The sequence below is a fragment of the Amycolatopsis orientalis DSM 40040 = KCTC 9412 genome (assembly GCF_000478275.1).
Taxonomy (GTDB): domain Bacteria; phylum Actinomycetota; class Actinomycetes; order Mycobacteriales; family Pseudonocardiaceae; genus Amycolatopsis; species Amycolatopsis orientalis.
Genome location: NZ_ASJB01000093.1, coordinates 69,928 through 84,835 on the forward strand (window position 1 = coordinate 69,928; position 14,908 = coordinate 84,835).

Here is a 14,908-nt window from a genome sequence, read left to right on the forward strand (position 1 = left end):
AACCACGACCCGCGGGCATTTCTTCCTCGCTCGCTCAGCGGGACGCGACGAGCTTGGCGTAGCGCGTCCCGGCACCGAGCAGCACCAGGCCGGCGAGGAGGAAGGCGGCGACCCTGGCCAGGCCGTCGAGCGCGGAGAGGTCGAACAGGACCAGCTTCAGCACCGCCGCGCCGACCAGTACCAGGCCGATCACCCGCAGGCCGACCACCGCGATACCGCGGATGAGCAGCACGAGCGCCGCGACCGTCCAGGACACCGTGATCACCACGTGGCCCACCAGGAAGCCCGAGCGGCCGGGGATGGCCAGCAGCGCGCCGCACAGCACCATCGCGCCCGCGCCGTAGAGCGCGCAGATTCCGGCGAAGAACCACGGCACGACGTTCTCCGACGCGGCCCTGAACATTCCGAGCCGGTGCGCGACCCACGGAAGCGTGATCGAGACGGCCAGGATCGCGACGGCGACCAGCAGGGCGGCGGCGAGGTCGGCGTCCAGGCGGTCCCTGATCAGGAAGAAGAGCGTGGGCGGCACGTCGAAGGCCAGCGCGATGACACCGCCGATGACGGCGAAACCCAGCCCGCCGAAGAGCGCGACGTGCTTCTTCGTCCACAGCGCGACCAACGCCAGCAGAACCCCTTCGCCGAGCAGGATCGCCGACCGGGCGCTGCCGTCGAACAGCGTCATCGTCGTCTGCAGGGCCGCGACGAGCCCCGCCGCACCCGCCAGGTCACCCGTCCAGCCGTCGAGCCACTGCCCGGCCGCCCACACGGCGAGCAGCACCAGCGCGACCGAAGCGGTCACCAGCACGGCCGAGGTCTTCGGCAGGAACAACGCGGCGAGCAACGAGGGCGCCGGAGCGGTGGCGAGCAGGGCCAGCGCGGCGGCGTCGCCGGATCGCTTGGTGGTGACGATCAGGGCGAGCGCGAGACCGACGGCGCCCGCGGCCAGCGCGGCGGCGGTGTTGGCGGTGCTGCCGCCGACGCCGGTGAACGCCGTGCTGAAGACGGACGCGACCAGCGGCGGGATCCCGGCGGCGACCGCGACCGACGGCCACGACTGGCGCAGCTGCACCGGCGTCGAGGCGACCTGGACCACCAGCAGGAACGCGACCAGCTCGGGCTTGAAGCCCTGCGTGATCAACGGCGCGCAGACCACGCAGCCGAGCACGACGGCCGTCGCGAGCAGCGACGACTTCCACCGCACGGCCAGCAGCAACCCGCCGACCGCGATCAGGAGGCCGAGCGCGAGACCGGCGTAGGCCGGGAGGTACTCGTACATCGTCGTCGCGGCGATGGTGTCGAGGTACAACGCCCCGATCCCGGTCGCGGCGAGCGCGAACGCGCCCGTGCGGCCGGCCGGGGTGCGGTGCAGGCGCAGCCCGATCCCGACGAGCAGGACCCCGAGCGCGGCACCGCCGATCACCCGCGGCAGCGGGCCGAACCAGCCGCGCTGGATGGCGAGCACGAGGAACAGCACGACGCCGAGCAGCGTGACCGCGCCGCCGATCCAGGCCAGCAGCCTGCTGCCAGCGCCCTCCTTGCTCAGCTTCTCCGCCAGCGTGGTCTTGGGCACCGGCTGGTACGGGCGGGCCTGCTGCGGCTGCTGGTACTGCTGACGGTATTGCTGCTGCCACTGCGAGTACTGGGCCTGCTGATACTGCTGGTATTGCTGCTGCTGGTGGTACTGCTGCTGGTACTGGGGGTGCTGCGGGTGGGTGAAGTAGCGCGGGTACGGCTGGGGCGGGATCTGGGGCTGCTGAGGCTGGGGCTGCTGGGGTTGCGGGGCTTGCTGCGGCTGCTGTGCGGCGGACTGCTCCGGCTGCGCCGCCGTGGGCTGCTGCGCGGCGGGCTGGTCGGGCTGCGCTGCCGTGGGCTGCTCCGGGGTCTCCTGCTGCGCGGCTGGCTGGTCAGGCTGCGCCTCAGCTGCCTGCTCAGGCGCCGTTTCCTGGGCCGTTTCCGCTCCGGACAGGACGGTCCGCAGCTCCGTACCGACCCGCGCGAGGCGGGCCCCAAGGTCGTCGATCTCCCCGGCGAGCCTGAGGAGCACATCCCCATCGGTGGTCATGGCGATCAGCATGCGGTCTGGAGCGGGCCGAGGGATCCGTAGCACTACTCAATCGTGATGACGATGTGGTCGCGACCTGCGAGATCATCGCGATCGGGGACGGGTCCCGGCACGGAGGCTCCAGGCCAGAAACACAGGGGGAAAATCTCGGATTCTGTTGCATCCCAGCAAGAGGCGGAGAATCTTCACTTCATCTCGCGAACTGTCTAGGCCGCCATTGACGGTTGCGTCTATCCCTGCCTAGACATACTCTGTGAAGAGGCGGGAAGTCATCAAGAAGATCGCGATCGCCGCCAGACGGCAACGCGCGGCGTGGGTCCTCGAGCGCGAAGGGGCCAACCACACCATCTACACCCTGAACGGTGTCGTGGTACCCATTCCGCGACATACCGAGCTGGGAGAGATCTTCGCCGTTGACATCTTCAAAGAATGCGAGGACGTCCTCGGGAAAGGATGGTGGAGGAAGTGAAGACCTACCACGCCGAAGTCACCCGTGACGGCAAGTTCTGGCTCATCCGTGTCCCGGAGATCGGCCGCTCGACGCAAGCACTCCGCTACAAGGACGTCGCGACCATGGCGAGCGAACTCATCGAGGTCATGGAGAAGATCGGTAGCGACGAATACGAACTGCACCTCGAGGTACATCTTCCTGATTCCGTGACGGACCATCAGGCGCGCGCCGAGGTTCTGCGCGAGGAAGCTCAGCGCAAACAAGCGGAGGCGGCCGCCGAACACCGCGCGGCTGTTCACGAACTGCTCGCGCTCGGGGTTTCACAACGCGAAGCCGGCGAAGTTCTCGGCATGTCGTTCCAGCGAGTCAGCCAGTTGGCGCGTTCGTCCTGACATTTCGAAGGCCCCTCGACTCTCCCGGGCCGATCGGCGACGAGACCGGCCCACCTGCGAGTGACAGACACCACAGGCGACAATGGAGGACGTGACAGCCACCCTGAGCAAGCCAACCCTGAAGATCGGCCCCTACGAGGTCGATCCCCCGGTCGTGCTCGCTCCGATGGCGGGCATCACCAACGTCGCCTTCCGGCAGCTCTGCCAGGAGTACGGCGCGGGCATCTACGTCTGCGAGATGATCACCGCCCGCGCGGTGGTCGAACGCCACCCCGGCACGATGCACATGATGACCTTCGGCGAGAACGAAAAGCCCAGGTCCATGCAGCTCTACGGGGTCGACCCCAAGACGATGGCCGAGGCCGTCCGCATCATCACCGGCGAGGGCCTCGCCGACCATATCGACAGCAACTTCGGCTGCCCGGTCGCGAAGGTGACGCGTAAGGGCGGCGGCGCCGCGTTGCCGTTCAAGCGCAAGCTGTTCGCCGACATCGTCCGCGAGTCGGCGAAGGCCGCGGCCGAGGCCGGTGTGCCGTTCACGGTCAAGTTCCGGGTCGGCATCGACGACGACCACCTGACCTACCTCGACGCCGGGCGTATCGCCGAGGCCGAGGGCGCGGCGGCGGTCAGCCTGCACGCGCGCACCGCCGCGCAGCGCTATTCCGGCCAGGCCGACTGGACGAAGATCGCCGCGCTCAAGGAAGCCGTCACCAGCATCCCGGTGCTCGGCAACGGTGACATCTTCTCCGCCGAGGACGCGCTGCGCATGGTCGACGAGACGGGCTGTGACGGCGTCGTCGTCGGCCGCGGTTGCCTGGGCAGGCCGTGGCTGTTCGGCGAGCTGGAAGCCGCCTTCGCCGGGCGCCCGCAGCCCACCCCGCCGAACCTCGGCGAGGTCGCGAAGGTGCTGCGGCGCCACACCGAACTCCTCGTCGAACACGACGGTCACGACAAGGCCATGCGCGACATCCGCAAGCACATGGCTTGGTACTTCATGGGTTTCCCGGTCGGCTCCGAGCTGCGGCGCGGGTTCGCGATGCTGTCCAGCATGGACCAGCTCGACGATCTCATCGCCCGGCTCGACCACGAAGCGCCGTTCCCCGTCGCGGCCACCGGGCCTCGCGGGCGGCAAGGGTCGCCCGGCAAGGTCACGCTGCCGCACGGCTGGCTCGACGACCCGGACGACGACTGCGTCCCCGAGGCCGAGGACATGCACTCCGGGGGCTGAACCGAAAAACGCTCCCGCCGGACGGACCGGCGGGAGCGTTTTCGTTCACGACTCAGGTGCCCCTGGTCTTGTAGGCGAACTTCCACTGGTCGTGGTCGACCTCGAAGCACCGCATGGTGATCGTGTAGTACCGGGCCATGTTGCTCTGCTCGATGAGACACGCTTCGTAGGTCGGGTACGGCCCGAGATGGCAACCCGGGTTGCCATCACAGACCCCGAGCACCGAAACCGGTGCTTCTTGCGCCACCGCGAAGGGGGCCGGACATCTGCCGTCAATCCCTCGCGGGCTCGACCGGAGCGGGCCCGTAAAGTCGGCGACGTGATCGAGCAGCTGAGCATCCCCACCGCCGCCGGTTCCTTCGACGCCATCGCGGCGGGCCCGGAAGACGGCCGTCCCGTCCTTCTGCTGCACGGGTTTCCCGAGGCCGCGGTGGAATGGGAGCATCAGGTCGCGACGCTCGGTGTGCTCGGATATCGCGCGGTGGCACCGGATCAGCGCGGGTACTCGCCGGACGTCCGGCCGGAGCAGGCGTCCGAGTACAGCATCGACCATCTCGTCGGTGACGTCATCGCGATCGCGGATCGCTTGGGGTGGAACGAATTCGATCTCGTCGGACACGATTGGGGCGGCGCCGTCGCGTGGTGGACGGCCGACGCGCATCCCGGCAGGCTCCGCAGTCTCACCGTCATTTCGACGCCGCATCCGGCGGCACTGGCCGACGCCATGAAGACCGACGAGGACCAGCATCTGCGGTCGGCCTACATGACCGAATGGCGGCAGACCCGCGTCACCGAGCGGCGGATGCTCGAAAACAACGCCGACGCGCTGCGCCGCATGTTCGACTGGAAGCTGCCGCCGAGCAAGGTCGACGAGTACATCCGGCGACTGTCCGAACCGGGCGCGCTCACCGCCGCGCTCAACTGGTACCGCGCCGGACGGCCCGGCGGGAAGATCGGCCCGATCGAGGTTCCGACGCTCTACATCTGGAGCACCGAGGACGCCGCCTTCGGATCGACGGCCGCGCTCGACACCGCGAACCGGGTGACCGGCCCGTACCGCTTCGAGATGATCGAGGACGTCTCCCACTGGGTGGTGGAGGAGGCGCCCGAGGCCGTCACTTCATTGGTGGTGGAACACCTTTCATCCCACTAACAGGGGTAACTCTGGTCGCGGTACCGGTTACAGCGAGCCGGATGGTTCAGTGGGCCCGGTGAACAACACGACCGAAGTGGACACCGAACGCATCGTCTACGTCACCGAAGACGGCGAGCCGACCGGTGAAACCGCGCCCAAGCTGGCCGCCCACCACGAGCACACCCGGCTGCACCTGGCGTTCTCCTGCTATCTGTTGCGCAGCAGCGACCAGGCGCTGCTGATCACCAGCCGCGCCGCCACGAAGAAGGTGTGGCCCCGGGTCTGGACCAACAGTGTCTGCGGGCATCCCGCACCGGGTGAACCCCTCGAGGAGGCCGTCCGGCGCCGCGCCGCCTTCGAACTCGGGCTGCCCCGGCTGGACGGCCTCCGCTGCGTCCTCCCGGCGTACCGCTACCGGACTCCGCCGTTCGAGGGTGTGGTCGAAAACGAGTTCTGCCCGGTCTTCGTCGCCTGGGTCGACGAGGATCCCGACCCACATCCGGACGAGGTCGGCGACTGGCGTTGGCTGAGCTGGAATGATTACTCACTGTTGTTGAATGACGATGTGACTGACGTGAGTTACTGGGCGAAGGATCAGTTTTCGCAGCTCAAAGACGTCGAGCCGTTTTCGGCCTTACAGAACGGCACTTCGGTGCGTGACAATGGTGCCGAACCGTCGTCCACTTGAGCGATATTCACTTTGGCCCGTACCGATACCTCAAGAGATCCCTCCTGTACGACGAAAACCAATTCGTGGCGGAGGTGAGCGTGGCAGCCGACGACGAGGCCGCGCTCCCACCGGGCGCGCCGGCCACCGATCTGCTCAGCCTTCACGAGTCGATCGCCGGTGTGCTCGCCACCCAGGGTGACTGGCGACGCGCCTACCACCATCTCAAGTCCGCCTTCGACCTCGCCCGCGCCGGCAGCCTGCGGGACACGCTGACGTCCAGCTACAACCGTCGCTACCTCGACCAATGGCTGCACGGCCCGTCCGTCGAACGCCGCGGCCCGGCCGGGATGGCGATCGCGCTGGTCGACCTCGACCTGTTCAAAGAGGTCAACGACACTTTCGGGCATCTGGTCGGCGATCGGGTCCTGCGCGAAGTGGCCGACCTGCTGCAGCAAGGACTTCCGTCCGAGGGGTTCTGCGCCCGCTACGGCGGCGAGGAATTCGCGCTCGTCATGCCGGACGTCGACCACGCCCACGCGGTGCGCATCGCCGACACCGCGCGTATCCGGGTGGCCCACCATCCGTGGGCCCGGATCCGGCCCGGTCTTTCGGTGACGATCAGCGTGGGACTCGCCCACGAAAACCGCGCGGAAGTGGTGGAACCGGAACGGCAGTTGCGCCACGCCGACTCCTTGTTGTATATGGCGAAACGGGCGGGCCGGAACAAAGTCGCGTATCACGATAAGGATTCGTCGCGGACGATTCCCCGTTCGATGAACTCCGCGGACTCCGCCGGCGCCTAGCCACCCACTCGGTTATCGACACACCGTGCGTAACGGTTCCGAGTGTTTTAACGCGGCTTTAACCAGGACCGCTCACCCGATCGCATGGACCGTTCGGCGCTTCTCGGTACCTTGGGTGAAGAAAATTCCGGGATGGTTGTCGTCACGAACCTGAGGTGTCCGTACGATAACGAAAGAGCTTCGACGCCAGTTGTGAAAGGAGACCGAGTGCCCGACGAGCACCACACCCCGGGGACCGGTCGCCACAGCAACATCGACAGGAGCGCCGGTGAGCGCCGCTCCGGTCGTGAGCAGCGTGGCCGTCGCCGCTCGATGGACACCCACGGCGGGATCAGCGTTTCGGACGTCGTCGCACGTCATACCGGTGAACGCCCGATCTTCGACCCCGAAGCCGAGGCACCGGCACCTCGTCGTCTTCGGCGGCCTGAGCCGGCGCCGGAGCCCCCGAGACCCGGTTCGCACGCCGCCCGGGCGGAGCCGCCCGCGCCCCGTCGTCCTCGGCGCGCCACCCCCGCCGAGAACCCGCCGCCCGCGCCCCCGCAGGCCCAGGCGCCGCGGACCCCGCAGCCCACCGAGACACCGAGACCGCCTCGCGCTCGCCAGCCTCGCCGCACCCCGCAGGCCGCGCCTAGCCCCGAGGCTCCGACGCAGCGCCGTCCGCCGGTGGTGAACCCGGGCGCGCAGCAGCCCGCGGTGCCGCCGCCACCCCGCCGTCCTCGCCGTCCGGCACAGCGACCGGTCCAGCAGCCTCCGGGACGGCAGCCGTCCGGTCCGCAGTCGCTTTCCGCCGGTGTCCCGGCGCGGTCCGAGATGGACCGGCTCACGATGACCGACGAGCTCGAGGCGATCGACGAAGCGACGATCACCAAACGCAAGATCGACCACACGCTCGCCCGGTTCTCCGCCGCGCACGACGAACTCGCGGCCGAAGAAGCCAAAAAGCGGGAGCGCCGCGAACGGCTCGCGTCCCGGCCCGCCGCGTTGCTGGAGCAGACTCGTACGGCGCTGCAGCGGGTGGTCACGACCACCGACAGCGAACCGGCCGAAGCCGCCGAGCAGTCGTCTCCGCAGACCCGCTTGCAGGAGAAGAAGGACCGCAAGACCAAGCAGACGGCCAGGTCGGGCCGGATCGCCGTCGCCGTGGTCGCCGCGCTCGTGTTCCTCTCGCTCGGTTCGGCCTGGGGCGCGCAGACCTGGTTCGACGCGAAGTTCCACACCGTCGTCTCGCTCGACGAGGATTCGGCCGACATCCAGGACGCCGCCGGCCAGACCGGTGACGAGAACTTCCTGATGGTCGGTTCCGACACCCGCGACGGCGCGGCGGCCGAAGACGGCGTCGGCGACGCGGACGGCACTCCGGGTGCCCGATCGGACACCATCATGATCGCGCACGTCCCCGCCGACAGGCAGCGCGTCGTCATGGTCTCCTTCCCGCGCGACCTCGAGATCAGCCGTCCCGAATGCAAGCGCTGGGACCCGGCGACGTCGTCGTACACAGATCAAACCTCTCCGGCGCAGAAGATCGCGAAGCTGAACACGGCCTACGCGGTCGGCGGCCCGCAGTGCGTCACGAAGGTGATCCAGCAGATCACCGGCATGAAGATGAACCACTTCGTCGGTATCGACTTCAACGGCTTCAAGTCCATGGTCGACGCCGTGCAGGGCGTCACCGTGTTCAACGAGAAGCCGATCGACGACGGCACCCTCGGCATGATCATCCCGCAGGCCGGCGAGGTCCGGATCTCCGGCGACCAGGCGCTGAACTACGTCCGGGCGCGGCACGTCAAGGGCGATCCGACGTCGGACTACGGCCGGATCAAACGCCAGCAGACCTTCCTCGGCGCGCTGCTGAAGACGGTGATGTCGAAGGACGTCATCCTGGACACCGGCAAGCTCAGCGGGTTCATCGACGCGTTCGCCAAGGCCACCTTCGGCGAGAACCTCGGCATCAAGCAGATGATGACGCTGGCGAAGTCGATGCGCGGGATGGGTTCGGACAAGGTCAAGTTCCTCACCGTGCCCACCACCGGCGAAGCGAACAACCGCGGTAACGAGGTGCTGGTGCAGAGCAAGGCGAAGGCCGTCTTCGAGGCGCTGATCAACAACACCCCGCTGGAAGAGAAGGCGCCGGAAGCGCCGCCGAGCGAGAGCTCGTCCGCTCCGACGAGTTCCGCCAAGTCCGGCGGCGGCAAGAAGAGCAGCAGCTCAGGCTGAAGATCCGCCGAAGGATCATTCGTTAGTCCGGGTTCACGTCAGGTTCACTCTGGGATGCGGCTTTTGGCCCCTGTTGCCCGTAGGGTTGGGCCATGCGTGAGGCTTACCATGTCGAACTCGAACAGCTCGCCGAGAACCTAGCGAGCATGTCGCTCCAGGTCGCCGACGCGATGGAGCGGGCGACCCGGGCGTTGCTCGAGGTCGATCTCGGACTCGCCGAGCAGGTGATCACCGACGACGCGAAGGTCGATGACGCGCGCGCCGAATGCGAGGAGCAGGCGTACGCGCTGCTGGCCCTGCAGGCACCCGTCGCGACCGACCTGCGGACCGTCCTCGCCGCGATCCACGCGGCGGAAAGCCTGGAGCGGATGGGCGATCTGGCGCTGCACGTGGCCAAGGCCGCGCGCCGCCGTCACCCCGAGCCCGTGCTGCCCGAGGCCGTGCGAGGTGACTTCGCCAAGATGGGCGAGGTGGCCGTCAAGCTGGCCCGGCAGGCCGAGCAGGTCATCAAGTCCAAGGACGTCGAGGCCGCCCGCACGATCGAGTCGGACGACGACGAGGTCGACGAGATCCACAAGCACCTGTTCACGGTCATCATGGACCGGAACTGGGACCACGGCGTCGCCGCGGCCGTGGACGTCACCCTGCTGGGCCGCTTCTACGAGCGCTTCGCCGACCACGCCGTCTCCGTCGCCCGCCGGATGATCTTCGTGGTGACCGGGAAGATGCCCGGCTACGGCCCCGACGAACTCTGATCCACCCGCGCACCAAGCGCGTGAAGGCCCCCTTCCCTCGGCTGAACCGAGGGAAGGGGGCCTTCACGCGCGAGGGGGAGGCTCAGCCGAAGCGGCCCGAGATGTAGTCCTCGGTCGCCTTCTCGTCCGGGTTCGAGAAGATCTTCTCGGTGTCGTTCAGCTCCACCAGGCGACCCGGCTGGCCGACGCCCGCCAGGTTGAAGAACGCGGTCTGGTCCGAGACCCGCGCCGCCTGCTGCATGTTGTGGGTCACGATGACGATCGTGTACTCCTTCTTGAGCTCACCGATCAGGTCCTCGATGGCGAGCGTCGAGATCGGGTCGAGCGCGGAGCACGGTTCGTCCATCAGCAGCACGTCGGGCCGCACGGCGATCGCCCGCGCGATGCAGAGCCGTTGCTGCTGACCACCGGAGAGACCGCCGCCCGGCCGGTTCAGCCGGTCCTTGACCTCGTTCCACAGGTTCGCGCCGCGCAGCGCGCGCTCGGCGACCTCGTCGAGTTCCTTCTTGCCCTTGGTGCCGCCCAGGCGCAGACCCGCCACGACGTTGTCCCGGATGGACATCGTCGGGAACGGGTTGGGCCGCTGGAAGACCATGCCGATCGTGCGGCGGACCTGCACCGGGTCGACCCCGGCGCCGTAGATGTCCTCGCCGTCGAGCAGCACCTCGCCCTCGACGCGGGCGCCGGGGATGACCTCGTGCATGCGGTTCAGCGTGCGCAGCACCGTCGACTTGCCGCAGCCCGACGGGCCGATGAAGGCGGTGACGTTCCGCGGCGGCACCGAGAGGGTGACGCCGTCCACGGCGTGGAACTTGCCGTAGTAGATGTCCACGTCCTTGACGTCGATTCGTTTGGCCATCTCAAACAGCTCACTTCTTCTTCGGGGCGACAAGACGGGCAAAGAGCATGGCGAGGAGGTTCACGATCGCGATGATCAGCACCAGGGTGAGCGCGGCACCCCAGATCCGGTCGAAGGCGACGGTCCCCTCGTTGAACGGGTTGCTGACCCGTTCGTTGTTCATCAGGAGCGGCAGAGCGGCCTGCTCACCACCGAAGATGTCCCAGTTCACGTAGGCCGAGTAGCCCACGAGGACCAGCAGCGGCGCGGTCTCGCCCATGACCCGGGCGAGCGCCATCATCACGCCGCCGACGATGCCGGACAGCGCGGTCGGCAGGACGATCTTCATGATCGTCTTCCACTTCGGCACGCCGAGCGCGTACGAGGCTTCGCGCAGGTCGTCCGGAACGATCCGCAGCATCTCCTCCGACGAGCGGACCACCACCGGGATCATCAGCAGCACCAAGGCCAGCGACACCGCGAAACCACTGCGGGGCAGGCCGAGCGTGGTGATCCACAGCGCGTAGATGAACAGCGCCGCGACGATCGAGGGGACACCGGAAAGGATGTCGACCATGAACGTCGTGGTCTTCGCGAGCTTGCCGCGGCCGTACTCGACCAGGTAGATCGCGACCAGCAGGCCGATCGGCACGGCGATGATCGCACACACCAGGCCCTGCAGCACCGAGCCGATGACCGCGTGCAGCACGCCGCCGCCGACCTCGTCCGACAGCACCGAGCCGAAGTCCTCGGTCCACCAGTTGCTGTAGGGGATCCGCTTGACGCCGTTGATGACGACCGTGGCGAGCAGCCACACCAGCGGGACGACGGCGATCAGGAACGACAGCCAGATCAGGATCGTCGCGAGCCAGTTCTTGCTCTTCCTCGCCAGGCTGACCTGCTGGAAAGCCGGGGTGAGGGCCGGGGTCTTTTCGAGCGTGGTGGACATGCTCAGTCCCCCTTCTTGGCGATGATGGATCGCGCGAGGAAGTTGACCACGAAGGTCAGCAGGAACAGCACGAGGCCGGCCGCGATGTACGCGCCCGCCGAGATCTCGTTGTTGAGTTCCGCGTAGTCCGCGGCGATCTTCGAGGCGAAGGTGGCGCCGCCGTCGAAGAGGCTCCAGGTGAACTCACGGCCCACCGCGCCGGTCAGGATGATCGCGAGCGCGATCGTCTCGCCGAGCGCGCGGCCGAGGCCCAGCATCGAAGCGCCGATGTAGCCTGCCTTGCCGAACGGCAGGACGGTGGTGCGGATGACCTCCCAGCGGGTGGCGCCCAGCGCCAGCGCGCCTTCGATCTGCGGGGTCGGGGTCCGCTCGAACACCTCGCGGGAGAGCGAGGTGATGATCGGCAGGATCATCACGGCGAGCACGATGCCCGCGGTGAAGATCGTGCCGCGCATGTCCGGCGAGACGTTGCCCGCCGCGAAGATCGGGACCCACGAAAAGGTGTCGTTGACCCACTGCGAGAAGGGCTCGATCGTCGGCGCGAAGACCATCAGGCCCCAGAGGCCGTAGATGATCGAGGGGACCGCGGCGAGCAGGTCGATCACGTAGGCGAACGGCCGCGCCAGCCGCTTCGGCGCGTAGTGGGTGAGGAAGAGGGCGATCCCGAGCGAGATCGGCATCGCGATGATCAGCGCCAGCAGCGCGGAGTAGATCGTGACCAGCAGCAGGCCCATGATGCCGAACCGCATGTCACCGGGGTCGGTCTGCCAGACCTGGCTGGTCAGGAAGCTGACGTTGTCCGCCTGCAGCGCCGGGACGGCCCGCACCAGCAGGAACAGCCCGATCAGGCCGATCAGCGCGACGACGAGGACGCCGGCGCCGGTGGTCAGGAACTGGAAGATGCGGTCACCGGGCCGCACCGTCCTGGACTTGGGATTCGCGAGGGGCACCGAGGACTCCTCGGGCGGTGACGCGGCGGATTGCGGCGAAATCGGGTCCTCCGGGACGGTCTCGCGGACGGCAGAACGCCCACCGGGGTCGCCGGTGGGCGTTCTGGTCGAAGACGAATCGCTCATCGACTACTTCTGTCCAGCCTGTCTTTACTCGTCAACCTGGGGGTTGGCAACAGGGTCAGGCGATGGCCTTGACAGCGGTCAGCACCTTGTCCTGCAGGCTCTGCGGGATCGGCACGTACCCCTTGTCCGCGAGCGGCTTCTGGCCGTCCGTGGCGGCGACGGTCAGGAAGGCCTTGACGGCCTTGGCGACCTCGGCGTCGGCGTACTTCGAGCAGACGATCTCGTAGGTGGCGAGCAGCACCGGGTACGCACCCGCGACGTTGCTGGAGTAGATCGAGTCCAGGTCCAGCGCGAGGTCGTTGGTGCCCTCCTTCTTGAACTTCGCCGCGTCGAGGGCCTTGGCGACGTTCGCCGCGGTCAGCTCGACACCGCCGGAGCCGCTGTCGATCAGGGCCGACTTGACGCCGTCCTTCGCGAAGGAAGCCTCGACGTAGGTGATCGCGCCGTCGGTGGACTTCACCGCGTTGGCGACACCGTTGGACTTCTCGGCGCCGTTGCCGACACCGCCGTTGAACTTCTTGCCGTCACCCTGGGTCCAGGCGCCCTTGGACGCGACCTTCAGGTACTTCTGGAAGTTGTCGGTGGTGCCCGACTCGTCGGTGCGGGAGATGACCTGGATGGCCTTGTCGGGCAGGTTGACGCTCTCGTTGCCCTTGACCGCCTTGATGGCCGGGTCGTTCCACTTGGTGATGCCACCGTTGAAGATCTTGGCGGTGACCTCGGGGGTGAGGGTCAGCTTGTCGACACCCTCGACCTTGTAGGCGATCGCGACCGGGCCGATCACGAGCGGCAGGTTCCACGCGTCGCTGGCGCAACGGGCCTTCGCCTTTTCGGCCTCTTCGCCGTCCTTGAGCGGCGAGTCGGAACCGGCGAAGTCGACCTGGTTGCCGTTGAACTGCTTGACGCCGGCGCCCGAGCCGCTCGGGTTGTAGTTCACCTTCTGGCCGGAGCACTTGGCGGCGTACTGCTGCACGAAGATGTCGATCGCGGTCTTCTGCGCGGACGAACCCTCGGCCGAAAGCGGGCTCTTGCCACCGCATTCGACACCGGCCGTGCCGCTGGGCGCGGCCGCGGCACCCGTGCCTTCGGTCTTCGTCGCCGCCGGGTCGGATCCACAGGCGCCGAGCACGAGGGCGGCGCTAGCCACGATGCCGATCGCGCCCGCGGGCCGCATGATCTTCACTGCATTTCCTCCACTGGGAGACATTCGCCGGATCGGTGGAACGGGAACGTTCCTGCCGGACCCGGACATTAGGCACTCACAGTGGACAGGTGGCCGTCAAAGGGTGAACGAAAGGTGAACAAGGCGCCCGATGTGAGCAGCGCGACTACTCCGAAAGGGGACCGTGTCCCGCGCGTGACCTGCGCGTTTGCTCTCCGTGACCGGTCAAGGACCAGACGTGGGAACCCGATTACCGAGCGTATTGAACGTCGACCTCGTACCGGGTGAAGCCGAGCTTCGAATAAACGGCGAGCGCGGGGGCGTTGTCGCCCTCGACGTACAAGATCACCTGACCCAATCCGCGATCACGGAGATACCGCAGTCCGGCGAGGGTGAGCACCTTTCCGAGGCCGCCGCCCTGAGCGTCCGGATCGATGCCGACGACGTAGACCTCGCCGGCGGGCTCGCCTCCGAAACGACCGGGCACCGCTTCGTGGACCTTCGTCCAGTGGAAGCCGATGACCTCGCCATCCCGCTCCGCGAGGAAGAAGCCTCCCACGTCGAACCAGGCTTCGGTCTCGGTCGCGCGGACCTCGTCGGCGGTGAGGGCGCCCTGTTCGGGATGCCAGTCGAAGGCGCGCGCGTTGACGCGGACCATCGCCTCCTCGTCCTGACCGGGGACGAACGTGCGCAGTGTGATCCCCTCGCCGGTCACGGGTTCCGGCCAGTCCGCGGCCTCGACGTCGGCGTGCAGGATCAGCAGTTCGCGAGCGCGCTGGAAACCTTCGGTCCCGGCGAGATGGACGGCGGCGGGGTGATCGCCGTGCGCCCATACGCGCAGCGGCTTCCCCTCGGCCCGCTCCACGAGTGCCTTGACGAGGGTCCTGCCGTGTCCGGAGCGACGGCGCGCGGGATGGACGAACAGTTCGGCGACCTGGTTGCCGTGCGAATCGCCTTCGGTGTCCAGGTGCGCGTACGCGACCAGCTCGCCTTCGAGGCGGCCCAGCAGATGCAGGCCACCGGCGAAACCGGTGTCCTCGGGCTTGCCGTCGGCCTCGCGCACGGCGAGGAGGAAGCGGCGGATCTCCTCCGTGTCCGGTTCACCGGTCCACACCAGATCGAGCATGAAACCGACAGTACCCGGGAACCCTGCTCCCGCCCGGACGTCTTGTC

General features: G+C 67.8%; 15 protein-coding genes. 8 read left to right on the forward strand and 7 right to left on the reverse strand.

Going from position 1 to position 14,908, the window contains the following annotated elements:
• Positions 1 to 34: 34 nt before the first annotated feature.
• A complete protein-coding gene (locus L324_RS37840) occupies positions 35 to 2,074 on the reverse strand; it encodes a DUF2339 domain-containing protein (RefSeq protein ID WP_037320387.1) in 2,040 nt (679 codons plus the stop codon).
• A 241-nt stretch (positions 2,075 to 2,315) separates the two neighbouring features.
• Between L324_RS37840 and L324_RS37845 the strand changes: the two genes are divergently transcribed.
• The 3 genes from L324_RS37845 (at position 2,316) to dusB (ending at position 4,133) form a co-directional block, all read left to right on the forward strand.
• Positions 2,316 to 2,531, forward strand: coding sequence for a hypothetical protein (locus L324_RS37845; protein ID WP_037320389.1), 216 nt, complete (start codon positions 2,316 to 2,318; stop codon positions 2,529 to 2,531).
• Positions 2,528 to 2,905, forward strand: coding sequence for a hypothetical protein (locus tag L324_RS37850; RefSeq protein WP_037320391.1), 378 nt, complete (start codon positions 2,528 to 2,530; stop codon positions 2,903 to 2,905). Before L324_RS37845 ends, L324_RS37850 begins: the two co-directional genes overlap by 4 nt.
• Positions 2,906 to 2,987: 82 nt before the next feature.
• Positions 2,988 to 4,133 (forward strand): tRNA dihydrouridine synthase DusB, encoded by a 1,146-nt coding sequence (gene dusB, locus L324_RS37855; RefSeq protein ID WP_037320393.1) that lies wholly within the window; start codon positions 2,988 to 2,990, stop codon positions 4,131 to 4,133.
• A gap of 52 nt (positions 4,134 to 4,185) precedes the next feature.
• On the opposite strand, the gene L324_RS37860 is transcribed toward dusB, so the two are convergent.
• Positions 4,186 to 4,380, reverse strand: coding sequence for a hypothetical protein (locus L324_RS37860; RefSeq protein ID WP_235783768.1), 195 nt, complete (start codon positions 4,378 to 4,380; stop codon positions 4,186 to 4,188).
• A 72-nt stretch (positions 4,381 to 4,452) separates the two neighbouring features.
• On the opposite strand from L324_RS37860, the gene L324_RS37865 reads away from it, so the two are divergent.
• From L324_RS37865 to phoU, 5 genes are all read left to right on the forward strand, one after another.
• On the forward strand, positions 4,453 to 5,286 hold the full coding sequence (locus L324_RS37865) for an alpha/beta fold hydrolase (RefSeq protein WP_037320395.1): 834 nt from the start codon (positions 4,453 to 4,455) through the stop codon (positions 5,284 to 5,286).
• 58 nt (positions 5,287 to 5,344) lie between these two features.
• A complete protein-coding gene (gene idi / locus L324_RS37870; RefSeq protein ID WP_037320602.1) occupies positions 5,345 to 5,956 on the forward strand; it encodes an isopentenyl-diphosphate Delta-isomerase in 612 nt (203 codons plus the stop codon).
• A gap of 65 nt (positions 5,957 to 6,021) precedes the next feature.
• Positions 6,022 to 6,741 (forward strand): GGDEF domain-containing protein, encoded by a 720-nt coding sequence (locus tag L324_RS37875; protein WP_037320397.1) that lies wholly within the window; start codon positions 6,022 to 6,024, stop codon positions 6,739 to 6,741.
• An 810-nt stretch (positions 6,742 to 7,551) separates the two neighbouring features.
• Positions 7,552 to 8,955, forward strand: coding sequence for an LCP family protein (locus L324_RS37880; protein ID WP_037320399.1), 1,404 nt, complete (start codon positions 7,552 to 7,554; stop codon positions 8,953 to 8,955).
• A 92-nt stretch (positions 8,956 to 9,047) separates the two neighbouring features.
• Positions 9,048 to 9,710 carry a phosphate signaling complex protein PhoU gene (phoU, locus tag L324_RS37885; protein WP_037320401.1) on the forward strand — a complete coding sequence of 221 codons (663 nt, stop codon included), beginning with the start codon at positions 9,048 to 9,050 and terminating at the stop codon, positions 9,708 to 9,710.
• A gap of 82 nt (positions 9,711 to 9,792) precedes the next feature.
• Here the strand turns inward: phoU and pstB are convergent, their stop codons facing one another.
• The 5 genes from pstB to mshD all read right to left on the reverse strand — a co-directional run bounded on the left by pstB (position 9,793) and on the right by mshD (position 14,861).
• Positions 9,793 to 10,569, reverse strand: a complete 777-nt coding sequence (pstB, locus tag L324_RS37890) for a phosphate ABC transporter ATP-binding protein PstB (RefSeq protein WP_037320403.1) — start codon at positions 10,567 to 10,569, stop codon at positions 9,793 to 9,795.
• 10 nt (positions 10,570 to 10,579) lie between these two features.
• Entirely contained in the window at positions 10,580 to 11,497 is a 918-nt protein-coding gene (pstA, locus tag L324_RS37895; RefSeq protein ID WP_037320405.1) for a phosphate ABC transporter permease PstA, read from the reverse strand.
• Positions 11,498 to 11,499: 2 nt separating this feature from the next.
• The gene (gene pstC / locus L324_RS37900; protein ID WP_037320607.1) at positions 11,500 to 12,417 is read right to left on the reverse strand and encodes a phosphate ABC transporter permease subunit PstC; all 918 of its coding nucleotides are present in this window, start codon (positions 12,415 to 12,417) and stop codon (positions 11,500 to 11,502) included.
• A gap of 211 nt (positions 12,418 to 12,628) precedes the next feature.
• Positions 12,629 to 13,756, reverse strand: coding sequence for a phosphate ABC transporter substrate-binding protein PstS (gene pstS, locus L324_RS37905; RefSeq protein ID WP_037320407.1), 1,128 nt, complete (start codon positions 13,754 to 13,756; stop codon positions 12,629 to 12,631).
• A gap of 229 nt (positions 13,757 to 13,985) precedes the next feature.
• Positions 13,986 to 14,861 (reverse strand): mycothiol synthase, encoded by an 876-nt coding sequence (gene mshD, locus L324_RS37910; RefSeq protein ID WP_037320408.1) that lies wholly within the window; start codon positions 14,859 to 14,861, stop codon positions 13,986 to 13,988.
• Positions 14,862 to 14,908 lie beyond the last annotated feature (47 nt).

Coding starts and splice junctions, on each gene's coding strand:
- L324_RS37840 (WP_037320387.1), bottom strand. CDS start 2,074: ATGCTGATCGCCATGACCACCGATGGGGATGTGCTCCTCAGGCTCGCC.
- dusB (WP_037320393.1), top strand. CDS start 2,988: ATGGAGGACGTGACAGCCACCCTGAGCAAGCCAACCCTGAAGATCGGC.
- L324_RS37880 (WP_037320399.1), top strand. CDS start 7,552: ATGGACCGGCTCACGATGACCGACGAGCTCGAGGCGATCGACGAAGCG.
- phoU (WP_037320401.1), top strand. CDS start 9,048: ATGCGTGAGGCTTACCATGTCGAACTCGAACAGCTCGCCGAGAACCTA.
- pstB (WP_037320403.1), bottom strand. CDS start 10,569: ATGGCCAAACGAATCGACGTCAAGGACGTGGACATCTACTACGGCAAG.
- pstA (WP_037320405.1), bottom strand. CDS start 11,497: ATGTCCACCACGCTCGAAAAGACCCCGGCCCTCACCCCGGCTTTCCAG.
- mshD (WP_037320408.1), bottom strand. CDS start 14,861: ATGCTCGATCTGGTGTGGACCGGTGAACCGGACACGGAGGAGATCCGC.